This is a genomic window from Pedobacter chinensis (assembly GCF_003339865.1).
Classification (GTDB): domain Bacteria; phylum Bacteroidota; class Bacteroidia; order Sphingobacteriales; family Sphingobacteriaceae; genus Pedobacter; species Pedobacter chinensis.
Genome location: NZ_QPKV01000003.1, coordinates 814,733 through 827,049, shown reverse-complemented (window position 1 = coordinate 827,049; position 12,317 = coordinate 814,733). Strand labels below are relative to the sequence as shown.

The 12,317-nt window shown below is 35.9% G+C and carries 14 protein-coding genes; 11 read left to right on the top strand and 3 right to left on the bottom strand.

From position 1 onward, the window contains the following. The first annotated feature begins 70 nt into the window (after positions 1–70). The 4 genes from DU508_RS08960 to DU508_RS08945 all read left to right on the top strand — a co-directional run bounded on the left by DU508_RS08960 (position 71) and on the right by DU508_RS08945 (position 2,835). The gene (locus DU508_RS08960) at positions 71–607 is read left to right on the top strand and encodes a GNAT family N-acetyltransferase (RefSeq protein WP_115402461.1); all 537 of its coding nucleotides are present in this window, start codon (positions 71–73) and stop codon (positions 605–607) included. A 192-nt stretch (positions 608–799) separates the two neighbouring features. Continuing rightward, positions 800–1,252, top strand: a complete 453-nt coding sequence (locus DU508_RS08955; protein ID WP_115402460.1) for a cold-shock protein — start codon at positions 800–802, stop codon at positions 1,250–1,252. Positions 1,253–1,736: 484 nt separating this feature from the next. Then, positions 1,737–2,423 (top strand): SIMPL domain-containing protein, encoded by a 687-nt coding sequence (locus DU508_RS08950; protein WP_115402459.1) that lies wholly within the window; start codon positions 1,737–1,739, stop codon positions 2,421–2,423. 97 nt (positions 2,424–2,520) lie between these two features. Then, entirely contained in the window at positions 2,521–2,835 is a 315-nt protein-coding gene (locus DU508_RS08945; RefSeq protein WP_115402737.1) for a hypothetical protein, read from the top strand. A 153-nt stretch (positions 2,836–2,988) separates the two neighbouring features. On the opposite strand, the gene serS is transcribed toward DU508_RS08945, so the two are convergent. Continuing rightward, the gene (serS, locus tag DU508_RS08940; RefSeq protein ID WP_115402458.1) at positions 2,989–4,260 is read right to left on the bottom strand and encodes a serine--tRNA ligase; all 1,272 of its coding nucleotides are present in this window, start codon (positions 4,258–4,260) and stop codon (positions 2,989–2,991) included. A 115-nt stretch (positions 4,261–4,375) separates the two neighbouring features. On the opposite strand from serS, the gene rsmI reads away from it, so the two are divergent. The 7 genes from rsmI (at position 4,376) to DU508_RS08900 (ending at position 9,779) form a co-directional block, all read left to right on the top strand. Further along, positions 4,376–5,089 (top strand): 16S rRNA (cytidine(1402)-2'-O)-methyltransferase, encoded by a 714-nt coding sequence (rsmI, locus tag DU508_RS08935; protein WP_115402457.1) that lies wholly within the window; start codon positions 4,376–4,378, stop codon positions 5,087–5,089. A 21-nt stretch (positions 5,090–5,110) separates the two neighbouring features. Further along, positions 5,111–5,413 (top strand): nucleotidyltransferase family protein, encoded by a 303-nt coding sequence (locus DU508_RS08930; RefSeq protein ID WP_115402456.1) that lies wholly within the window; start codon positions 5,111–5,113, stop codon positions 5,411–5,413. Positions 5,414–5,756: 343 nt separating this feature from the next. Next, the gene (locus DU508_RS08920) at positions 5,757–6,404 is read left to right on the top strand and encodes a PH domain-containing protein (protein WP_115402736.1); all 648 of its coding nucleotides are present in this window, start codon (positions 5,757–5,759) and stop codon (positions 6,402–6,404) included. 132 nt (positions 6,405–6,536) lie between these two features. Then, a complete protein-coding gene (gene lnt / locus DU508_RS08915; RefSeq protein ID WP_115402455.1) occupies positions 6,537–8,153 on the top strand; it encodes an apolipoprotein N-acyltransferase in 1,617 nt (538 codons plus the stop codon). A 2-nt stretch (positions 8,154–8,155) separates the two neighbouring features. Next, positions 8,156–8,617: a DinB family protein gene (locus tag DU508_RS08910; RefSeq protein WP_115402454.1), complete on the top strand. Its 462-nt coding sequence runs from the start codon at positions 8,156–8,158 to the stop codon at positions 8,615–8,617. Positions 8,618–8,622: 5 nt separating this feature from the next. Further along, entirely contained in the window at positions 8,623–9,141 is a 519-nt protein-coding gene (gene lspA / locus DU508_RS08905) for a signal peptidase II (RefSeq protein WP_115402453.1), read from the top strand. A gap of 221 nt (positions 9,142–9,362) precedes the next feature. Then, positions 9,363–9,779, top strand: coding sequence for an OsmC family protein (locus DU508_RS08900; RefSeq protein ID WP_115402452.1), 417 nt, complete (start codon positions 9,363–9,365; stop codon positions 9,777–9,779). Positions 9,780–9,903: 124 nt separating this feature from the next. Here the strand turns inward: DU508_RS08900 and DU508_RS08895 are convergent, their stop codons facing one another. Further along, positions 9,904–10,593 carry a response regulator transcription factor gene (locus tag DU508_RS08895; RefSeq protein ID WP_115402451.1) on the bottom strand — a complete coding sequence of 230 codons (690 nt, stop codon included), beginning with the start codon at positions 10,591–10,593 and terminating at the stop codon, positions 9,904–9,906. A 79-nt stretch (positions 10,594–10,672) separates the two neighbouring features. Further along, a complete protein-coding gene (locus tag DU508_RS08890; protein WP_115402450.1) occupies positions 10,673–12,313 on the bottom strand; it encodes an NAD+ synthase in 1,641 nt (546 codons plus the stop codon). Positions 12,314–12,317 lie beyond the last annotated feature (4 nt).

Genomic DNA, 12,317 nt, shown 5'->3' with positions numbered 1-12,317 from the left:
TTACCCCTTCAGTATCACATCATATAACGGCTGGCTTTTTAGCTGGCCGTTTTTAATTCCAGCAGCTATTATGAATTTCGATTTACAACCTATATTAGAAAACAATCTGATTAAAGTGGTTCCGCTAAAAGCTGATGATTTCGAAAAACTCTATGCCGTTGCCTCCGACCCATTAATATGGGAGCAACATCCAAACAAAGACCGTTATAAACGCGATGTTTTTGAAAACTTTTTCAAAGGTGCGATGGAATCTAAAGGTGCATTTATTGTTTATGATAAAGCGACAGGAAACGTAGTTGGCAGTTCGAGATATTATGAGTTGGAGGAAGAGAATGGCTCAGTTGCTGTTGGTTATACCTTTATAGGCCGCGATTTTTGGGCCAAGGGTTATAATGCCGCATTAAAAAAGTTAATGCTCGATCATGCTTTCCGGTTTGTTGATCAAGTGATCCTGCATATCGGGGCAACAAATTTCAGGTCGCAAAAAGCAACAGAAAAGCTGGGTGCATTAAAAGTTGGAGAACTGGAAGTTGCTTATTATGGCGAACCTATAAAATGGAATTTTGTATATCAAATTGACAAAGAGAAATGGGAAAACAGGAACTAAAACAACTACAAATTCTACGTTAGAAAAATAATTGATCAAAAAAATCTGTTATTCTATTGCTAAACAAAAACACTAATTGCCTCATGAACAATACTTGAAGGAATAAAATCGTGTTTTCATTTTAGTATTGTTATCTTTGGAATAATTCTCCATTTCCACTCACCTTTCTAAAAACAAAACAATTAAATAAATATGGCTAAATCTCAGGCAACATACAGTAAAAAAGAGAACGAAAAAAAACGATTAAAAAAACAAAAAGACAAACAAGAGAAAAAAGAAGAGCGTCAGGCTAATGCCAAAAAAGGTTTAGCGCTTGAAGATATGATGGCTTACGTTGATGAAAACGGGAACATCTCTTCTACTCCACCAGATCCGAAAAAGAAGAAAGTAATCAATACTGAAGATATTCAGATTGGTATTTCCAGACAAGAAGATATCATCGACGAAAATCCGGTTAAAAAAGGAACAGTTACTTTCTTCAACGATAGTAAAGGTTACGGTTTCATTAAAAATACTGAAACTCAGGATAGCATTTTTGTTCATGCTAATGGTTGCATAACTCAAATTAAAGAAGGCGACAAAGTTACTTTCGAGGTAGAAATGGGTCAAAAAGGACCAACTGCCGTTAAAGTATCTAAAATTTAGTTTTCATTCACGGTTATCCAAAAACGGTGAACAACAAAATTCTGCAGAAATTTCTGCTGCGCAAGGTTTTATAATCATTTATAATTCCGTCTATTTAAGCATAAAACCTGGCGCATATTTTCTTTCCTTCTAATTTATTTTTAGAAAATCAGGCTCCGATTCGCTTTGGCTGCTTCAGTCCCGCCATCGCTAATAGTCCTCATTTCGCTGCGCTTCATTCCGGGCTAATCCGCTCTGTCGGGTTTAGGTGGCCAAAACAGAATCTTTTTTTAAAGAACCGGGCGCTTAAAATCAACTGATATTTTTTTATGGAAATCATTTTATGGCAGTTATTACTTTTGCCAGTATGTTTTTAAAGAAACATAATCTGTTGTAAATAAACCAAATAGATACTCATTTTAAACAAAACATAAAAAAATCAAAAATCTCGGTGTGGAATTTGCTTAGCCCTTACATCTTTACAGTACACACAAAGAAAAAATATATGAAAAAGTTAATAGCAATTGCACTCGTTGCATTTTTAGGCCTTTCATCAGCAATGGCTCAACAAGCAGATTTACGTAGAAAAATTAATGTTAGTGGTTCTGCCGAAACTGAAGTTACTCCCGATATTATCTATATCGGCATTTCGCTTAAGGAATATTTAAACGGCAAGAAAAAAGTAGAGATTACAGATTTGGAAAAACAACTTTATGCCGCAGTACAAAAAGCGGGTATTGCAAAAGAAAATTTAACCATCAGCAACCTGAACAGCTGGAATTATGCTACCGAGAAAAAGAAAAATCCGGATTTTTTAGCGAGCAAACAGTATCGTTTAAAAGTAAGTGATTTAAATAAGTTCAACGCCATATTGGATGGAATTGACGCCAAAGGCATTGCCAGTACAAACATAGAAAGTTATGATTATTCCAAAATAGAAAGCCTAAAAAAGGATTTAAAAATTAAAGCTTTGCTGGCCGCCAAAGAAAAAGCAACCTATATGGTAGAAGCACTTGGCAATAAATTAGGTGGTGTAATTGAAATACAGGATGGTGGCGACAATGTTATACAACCTGTTTACAGAAACTATATGATGAAAGCAGAAATGGCTGATGCAGGATCTGCTCCGGAAATCGATTTCAAGAAAATTAAGCTGAATTTCACTGTGAATGCTGTTTTCGAGATCAATTAAAAGTTTAACATTTAAATTAATGCTTTTTAAACCTACCAGAAACATTTTGGTAGGTTTTTTGTTAGGTAGACATCGAACACTAAAAAATTTAAATATTATGAAAAAATTCGTTTACACCCTAGCACTTATCTTTACTTTAGGCATTAGTTTCAACTCGGTACAGGCGGCCGATAAACCTGCAAAAAATCCTACTGAACTAACTGCTGAGCAATCTGTACAGTTAGAAAGAATCAAAACCCGCGTGGAAGAGATCAGAGATATGGATAAATCTAACTTAACCAAAGCAGAACGTAAGGCATTACGTAGCGAATTAAAAGAGTTAAAAGGTCAGGCCCGGGCAATTTCTGGCGGCGTTTATCTTTCAGTTGGTGCAATTATCATCATCATTTTATTATTGATCCTGATCTTATAATCAGAAAAAATATTCACATCTATCTATAAAAACAAAAAGCCTTGCAGTGATGCAAAGCTTTTTTGTGTTTTTATGCTTTGGTCATAACAAAAAGAAGTCAAGTTTTAAAAACTTGACTTCTTTAAAAAAAATAGAATTTTTCTACAGGAATGATTAATCAATCATATCAAACCCTGTGTATTTCACCAAAGCTTCGGGAATTTTAATTCCGTTTTCAGTTTGATAGTTTTCTAAAATAGAGGCTACAATACGTGGCAATGCCAAAGCACTTCCGTTTAGTGAATGTGCCAGTTGTGCTTTCCCTTCCTTTCCTTTAAAACGAAGTTTCAGGCGGTTGGTTTGGTAGGTTTCAAAGTTGGAAACAGAAGAAACTTCTAACCAGCGTTCTTGTGCCGCGCTCCAGACTTCCATATCATAAGTCATCGCAGAAGTGAATCCCATATCGCCTCCGCATAAACGTAAAACGCGATAATGTAAGCCCAATTCTTGTAATAAAGACTGAACATACTGGCTCATATCTTCCAAAGTTTCATAAGATTTATCAGGATGTGTGATTTGCACCACCTCAACTTTATCAAACTGATGTAAACGATTTAAACCACGAACATGCGCACCGTAAGAACCTGCCTCTCTACGGAAACATGGTGTGTAAGCTGTGTTTTTAATTGGCAAATCTTCTTCTTTAATAATTACATCGCGGTATAAATTGGTTACCGGAACCTCAGCCGTTGGAATTAAATACAAATCATCAATCGTAGAATGATACATCTGCCCCTCTTTATCCGGTAGCTGACCAGTACCAAAACCTGAAGCTGCATTTACTAAATGCGGAACCTGCATTTCTTTATAACCCGCAGCAGTAGCATGATCTAAAAAGAAATTAATTAAAGCCCGTTGCAACCTTGCACCTTTTCCTTTGTAAACAGGAAAACCTGCGCCGGTAATTTTAACACCTAACTCGAAATCAATGATATCGTATTTTGCTGCTAATTCCCAATGAGGCAATGCTTTTGTTGGCAATTCAGCTGGTGTACCATGTAAATAAACCACTTCATTCTCTTCTGCTGTAGAGCCTTTTGGAACAAGATCATAAGGTAAATTAGGTAACTGAACAATCAAATTAAATTGATTTGCCTCAAGTTCGTTCAATTTTTCGGTAAGGTTTTTAATGGTTTCTTTATGAGTTGCTGTTTGAGTTTTTATTGCTTCAGCCTCATCTTTTTTACCCGCACGCATTAAATCGCCAATTTGTTTGGCTGCTGCATTTGCCTCTGCGGAAATACCATCAAGAATAGTTTGAGTGGAACGACGCTCTTCATCAATTTTAATGATTTCATCTACCAGCTCTGGTTGTTTAAAATTACGTACACTTAAACGTTCTAAAACTTTCTCTCTATTTTCGCGGATATAGTTAACTTGCAGCATTATTTAATTTTTTTACAAAGATAATAATTAAGTCGTCATTGCGAACGCAGTGCGGCAATCTCTCCAAGAAAGATTGCTTCATTGGTCTCCTCGCAATGACGAACATGTGAAATATATGGATGGCAAACTGTTTCTTGTACCCACGCCGATTGGCAATCTGGAAGATATGACCTTTAGGGCCATCCGGATTTTAAAAGAATGCGATTTAATTCTGGCAGAAGATACCCGAACAAGTGCGCCAATGCTCAAACATTTCGGTATTGATAAACGGGTGTTTTCACATCACCAGCATAACGAACACAAGGCCACTGCTGAGATCATTAAATTTTTACAGGAAGGGCAGAAAATAGCTTTAATATCTGATGCCGGAACACCAGCCATTTCAGACCCGGGTTTTTTCCTGGTTCGTGAGGCAATTAAAAATGAAATTACAGTTGAATGCTTGCCCGGTGCCACCGCTTTCGTTCCGGCTTTGGTAAATTCGGGTTTACCTGCCGATGCATTTTGTTTTGAAGGGTTTCTTCCGGTAAAAAAAGGACGTCAAACCAAGTTTAAAAAACTTGCTGAAGAAGATCGTACTATCATACTTTATGAAAGTCCGCATCGTTTATTAAAAACTTTAGAAGAATTTGCACAATATTTGGGAGTTGACAGGCAAGCATCAGTAAGCCGGGAATTAACCAAAATGTTTGAAGAAACTGTTCGCGGCACGTTAACAGAAATAAAATCACATTTTGAGAACAATACTTTAAAAGGAGAATTTGTAATTTGCATTGCAGGGAAACCAGCAAAAAAGAGCAAAAGCAAATATGATGATGTTGAGGAATAACAATGTTTTAAATTGAGTTATATGGAGAGTTTAATTTCAAATCATTTACCGGAAATAAAAAATCTGTTCAAAAAATATGATGTTAAAGAAGCTTATTTATTTGGTAGTGCAGCAAGAAATAGCCTAACTGAAAATAGTGATGTCGATTTTTTGATAAATTTTTCCAATAAAACAGATTTTGAAAGTTATGATAATAATTATTTCGATTTACTCTATGCCCTGCAAGATTTGTTGAAAAGAGATGTTGATTTAATCGCCGAAGAAACATTGAGCAACCCATATCTCATTGAAAGCATTAATCAAAGTAAAATTCAATTGATATGAGTGTTTTAGAAGAAAAAAACTTCTTACTGATATCAAAATTGCCATTCAGTTCATTTATGATCATCTGGAAAGCAACTTCGACTTTGAAATTTATAAGGCTAACAAAACCAAACGAAGAGTTGTTAATGAGAACTTGAGATTATTAGAGAGGCTATAAATAAGTTATTAAAAATAAATCAAGAAATTGCCATTTCTCATTCCAGGCAAATTATTGATTTGAGAAATAAATAATTCATTCATATGATAATGTTAACGACATCGTGATATGGAAAAATTATTATTAAAGATTTACCAGTTTTACAAAAAGAGGTAAGCAATTACCTTGGATAAAAAATTTAACATTATGATCAGCATTGATAGATTTCTAAGTGACGAGCAAGACCCAAAAGCGGTTGAAAAAGTTATTGGAAAATTAAACGACCTTTTAACCACGGGTGAAGAAATTTTATATTTAGCGGTACAGAAAAAGCCAGCAGTAAACTTATTACCTGATAGTATTGCCATCACAAACAAACGCATTTTTTACTGTGAACCGGGTAATTTGGGTTTAACCATGAACTTTAAAGATATCTCATGGAAAAGTGTTAAAGAGGTTTCTTTTAAGGAAGAGTTTTTCGGTTCAAAGTTTATCTGTGTTCCGCAACATGGCGAAAACATTGTAACTGAATTTATTCCAAAAGTACAGGCCAGAAAATTGCATCAGGCCGCTAACCAACAGTTGGAAGAATATAAAGAGTTGTTGCGTCAACAAAAATTAGAAGAAAATCGTGCAACGGCATCGCCAATTAATCTTTCCGGCGATTCACCCACTAATTTTGCCCCTGTAGAAACTCCGGTAGTACCTGAACCCATTCAAATTGCAGAAGTTGTTGAAGAAGCGGAAGATGAAACAACACTAAAGCTTCGAAAACTAAAAACTTTGTATGATAAACATTTGATTACTCAGGAAGAATACGAAGCAAAAAAAGCCGATATTTTAGATAGTTTGTAAGTATAATAATTCGTCATTGCGAGAAGGAACGACGAAGCAATCTTTTTCAAAAAAATCAGAAAACTCATAAATCGACATGAAAGGTTGCTTCGCACGAGAAAATCGTGACTCGCAATGACGGTATAATCTAAAATGAAATCCAAACAAACTTATCTGCTCGCTTTACTAAGCGCATTTTTACTCTGGCTGGCCTGGCCGCCAATGCCATTTACAACGCCTTTGTTATTAATAGCACTGGTTCCGCTGTTTATTGCGCTTGAAAATATCTCTAATAGCGGAATAAAAAAAACAGGCAAAAGAATATTTTTAACTGCGGGCTTAACTTTTCTGGTCTGGAATACAGCATCAACCTATTGGGTTTATAATGCCATTAAAGCCTATAACGGAACTTTTGTTGCCATTCCGGTATCCTTAATTCCGTATGGTTTAGGCGCACTTTTAATGACCTTTGCTTTCTGGCTACATTACAGATTGGGCAGATACACCAATCAAAAAATTGCCTATTTAGGCTTGATTTCCTTTTACATTGCTTTAGAATATCTTCAGCAAACCTGGGATCTGGCTTTCCCCTGGATGACCTTAGGAAACGGATTAGCCGGGATGCATCAGTTGGCACAGTGGTATGACCACACTGGTATTTATGGCGGTTCATTTTGGATTCTATTAAGTAATATCTTAGCATTCGAGGCTTATAAAAAATTCAAATCACAAACCGGTTATCTAAAATACAGAGCAGCAGGAACCTGGGCTTTGGTTGTTATTGTTCCTATTGGGATTTCACTAACTAAATATTTTATGGCCGAACAACAGGGAGCACCAAGCAATGTTGTAGTGGTTCAACCCAATATAGATCCGTATAAAAAGCTGGATGATATTCCACCAGCAGAGCAAATCAAAATATTAACCCATTTATCTGACTCACTGGCACAGCCGAACACCGAATATTTCATTTGGCCTGAAACAGCGCTTCCACTTTATGCAGACGAAGATAAAATCAGAACCTATCCTGAAATTATTGCTTTACAGAGCTTTCTAAACAAGTACAAGAATGGCACACTGATTACTGGCATTGAAAGCATTAAAATTTATCCTGACAAAAGAACTTTATCTGCTAAGTACGATGAAAGAAGCGGACAATACTGGGATAATTTTAACGCAGCCATGCAACTGGAAAATTCTGCCAATGTTCAGTTCTATCATAAATCGAAATTAGTTCCCGGAGCAGAAAAAATGCCTTTCCCAAAAGTATTTTCTTTTATGGATGCTGTTTTTTCAGAGCTTGGCGGTAGCGTAAGCGGATGGGGCTGGCAAGAAAAACCCAGTGTTTTATATGCTCAAAGCGGGATTGGCGCTGCTCCTGTAGTATGTTATGAGAGTTTATGGGGCGATTGGATTGGTCAACAGGTTAAAGATGGCGCCCAGTTTATTGCCATTATTACCAACGATGGGTGGTGGGGAAACACCTCAGGTAAAGATCAACATGAAATGTATGCTAAACTTCGGGCAATAGAAACCCATCGTGATATTGCACGTTCGGCTAATACAGGCATTTCCTGTTTCATCAATCAACGTGGAGATATAACACAAAGTACAAATTGGTGGACCAGAACAGCACTTAAGAGCGAAATCAACCTGAACGATGAAATTACTTTTTATGTTAAAAGTGGAGATATCATTGCAAAATTATTGTGCGTAATCGCAGTGATTTTAGCTTTAATCATTCCATATAAAAAATGGATTAAAAAATAACCATGCTTCAACAACAATACGATTTTGTGCTATATTCAAGAAATACGATTCTTGAATATATTAAAACCATTTCTGCAGAAGATTTTGTAACAGATAATAGTACTTTTGGAAGAGGTTCGATTCGTAATTTATTGGTTCATATTTGTGATACTTATTCAGCATGGATTGGAGAACGGGCATTGGGCTATAACATAAACTATGCATCTTTCGAAACCTATAAACATCTGGATGATTGCATTAACTACTTTAGTAAAGTTGACGGTTATATGCATCGGTTTTTTGAAAAATTCAAATCAGATTACGAACTCGAAATTGACATTTTTCGCAATGGAGAAACGTTAAAGATAAGTCCATTGCGATTATTTACACATGTCATTACTCATGAGTTTCATCATAAAGGGCAAATCATGTCGTTAAGCAGGCACTTAGGTTATACACCTGTTGATGCTGATATAATCCGTTAAAACAAATGAAAATAAAACATACCACCAGACTTATTTTTTTGACTCTTTTATTGTTGCTTAACATTGGTTGCGACCAGGTTTCGAAGCATATTATTCGAAATAAAGTAAGTGATTATGAGCATATCAGTATTATAAAAGATCGTTTTACCCTGACTAAAGTTGAAAACAGTGGCGCCTTTTTAAGTTTAGGCGACAATATGCCTTATCTTTTTCGGTTGGTAATTTTAACCGGCCTGCCATTGCTGTTTTTATTTTACGGTTTATATTTTCTTTTTTCCAAACGCAACTTGCCAGTCAGTATGCAAATTGCTTTGTGCTTTTTAATTGGTGGTGGCATTGGCAATCTCTACGACAGAATTGTTCATGGCTCGGTTACCGATTTCATGCACATGGATTTTTATATATTCCAAACAGGGGTTTTTAACTTTGCAGATATTTCTATCATGATTGGCGTAGGAATTTTGTTGGTTCAATCAATGAAGAGGAAAATGATTAATAAGGATATCGAAGAAGAATCAATTTAAGGCAGTTTTTTTAAAAAAAATTGCAATCACAGTTGGAATATCATTAATTGCCTTTTGCGGTTATTTACCTCTCCTTCTGTCCAACCATACCAAATTAACTTACCATTTGAAGTAACAAAAGTTTATATTAAGATGATTAAGGATTTACTTTTATGTAAAAACATTCAATTATCTTTATTTGTTTAACAATCTAAAATCAACCAAAAAAAACCAATCTCATCATGAAAAGAAATGCAACAGCCGTTTGGCAAGGTTCTATTAAAGAAGGCAGTGGTCATTTAACCACTCAAAGTACAACACTGAGTAATACACAATACTCGTTTAACTCTCGCTTTGCAGAGGGTGTTGGTACCAATCCTGAAGAATTAATTGCGGCCGCACACGCAGGATGCTTTACGATGAAGCTTTCGGCAAACCTGGCAGAAGCAGGTTTTACAGCTACGAAACTGGAAACCAAATGTGAGATCAATCTCGATCCATCAAAAGGAGAAATTGTAGAATCGCACTTAACTTTAACAGCAGAAGTACCTGATTTATCTCAGGAAAAATTTGATGAGTTGGTTGCAGATGCAGAGAAAAACTGCCCGATTTCAAAATTATTGAACACATCAATTACAGTTGATGCTACTTTAGCGTAAGTTGAAAAACAAAATTAGCCATTCAACATTGGTGGAGAAATCTTTGCAAAGCATACAGCTCAAAGATTTCTCTATTTCGCTGTATTCTACAGAAAAAACGATCAGAAAGCTGATCGCTATATTTCTAAATCAAATCGAACGCTCTGGCGTATTTTGAAATCTCAAAAGACGATTTTGTATTTAGTTTTTCCCGGATATTTCGTCGGTGCGTATCTACTGTTGTAGAAGAGATACAAAGCTCATTTGCAATTTCAATAGAACTTTTTCCTAAAGCCATTTCCCTCAATATGGTTTTTTCCCGTTTACTTAAGCGTAAAAAATTATCTGAATTATTCCGCGAAAAATTATTTTCTTCCAGGTTTCGCTCCGCTTTTACTGCCATGTGGTGCATGGCATCAACCGGAATGGAAACTGTAATCGTCATTAAAGGTTTTTCATCGGCATCACGCATAAAAATTTTTATACTTGATAAATACCAGTTCCAGTTTGGTGAATTGGGAAATCTTATTTGCTGATAAAAGCTTACCGTTTCACAATCTTTATTATTTTCCATTAGTGCACCGATTTTCGGAACATAATCCAGCGCATCATCTGGATTAAAATATTTAGCGTGATAAATTTCGCTGGGAAGCGCACAAACCTCCTCAAGTGTAGTTCCTAACTGATTAAGCCCCTTATCAGACATGTAGGCAATGTGCCAATCACGAAGATCGTGAAGAATAACTACGCCTGGAATGCTGTTAAAAGACTGGATGTGACTATTAATCTTACTGCACATTTCGGGAGTAAGATTGGGATTATTAAACTTAGCCATATGAGAGATTGAAATGTCAACTTACATACAAACTACTCAATATTAAGTAAATAGAGAAAAAATCGTGCAATTTGATGACTTAAATCAAATGTTTTCCCACAATTGGCATCCTTCTTCCCATACCAAATGCTTTAGGAGAAACCCGTAGTATAGGTGGCGTTTGATAACGTTTAAATTCGGCAATATTTACCATCTTTAAAATTTTTCTGACCAAAGTTTCATCAAAACCTTGTTCTATTATGGCTTTTGAACCTTGTTTCTTTTCAATATGCTGATAAAGTATTTTATCTAACACATCATATTCAGGCAGTGAGTCAGAATCTTTTTGATCTGGCCTTAACTCAGCCGAAGGTGGTTTAACTATGGTATTTACCGGAATGATTTCTCTTTCCTTGTTGATGTATTTAGCAAGCTCAAAAACCTGAGTTTTGTATACATCACCAATTACAGCAATGGCCCCGCACATATCACCATATAAAGTGCCATACCCTACAGCACATTCACTTTTATTAGAAGTATTCAGCAGTATATAACCAAATTTATTGCTCATCGCCATATTAATAATTCCACGGATGCGGGCCTGAATATTTTCTTCGGCAAGGTTAAAGGGCAATCCTTTAAATGCTGGCACCAAAATATGGTCAAATGATTCTGCCACCTCTTTTATAGGAATGATTTCATGCATACATCCGATGTTATTCACCAAATCCAAGGCATCTTGTACTGAATGATCTGATGAAAACTTAGACGGCATTAAAACCGACATCACATTTTCTGCACCTAAAGCCCGACAGGCTAAAGCGCAAACAACGGCAGAATCAATTCCGCCTGATAAGCCTAAAACTGCTTTTGTAAAACCGGATTTTTGAAAATAATCCCGAATGCCTAAAATCAAGGCATCATGAATTTGCTCTATATCGGTTAATCTTTCTGGTTGAGGATATTTGTTGCGAACATGCTCTACTTCTGTTAAGTCAAATACCTGGAGATCCTCTTCAAAATATTTCATTTCGGCTTTCATTACCCCGTCGGCATCAAAAACCAATGAACCTCCATCAAAAATAATTTCGGTTTGTGCACCAACCTGATTCACGTAAAAAACCGGCAAATTATATTTTTTAGCATTATCAGCTAAAACTTTTATCCGCTCATCATCATGTGTATATGAAAATGGCGATGCAGCAATATTGATCATCACATCTGGCTGCTCTTCTATTAATTCATCCATTGGATTAGAAACATACAAGGGATTATCGTTAATATTCCAAAGATCTTCGCAAATGGTTAGTGCAATTCGCTTACCTTTAAAATCGATGCATTTAAAACTGGTGGCAGGTTCAAAATAGCGGTATTCATCAAACACATCATAAGTAGGCAACAACGCTTTTTTAGTAACAGATTTTACCTTTCCGTTTTCAATAAAGTAAGCAGCATTGAACAAATCCTTCCCTTCTAAAATTTCATTTTTAACAGGCAAACCAACTATACAGGCAATTTCCGTGCAATGTTTTGCAATTTCCTGCGCAGCATTTTCACAAAGTGAAATAAACTCATCAAACTCTAAATAATCTCTTGGCGGATAACCACAAACAGCCAGTTCTGCAAATACCACTAAATCAGCTCCGCTATCTTTCGCCAATTGAATATGATCGATGATCTTTTTTGTGTTTGACTCAAAATTTCCGATATGATAATTTAGTTGAGCTAGTGCTATTTTCATTTTC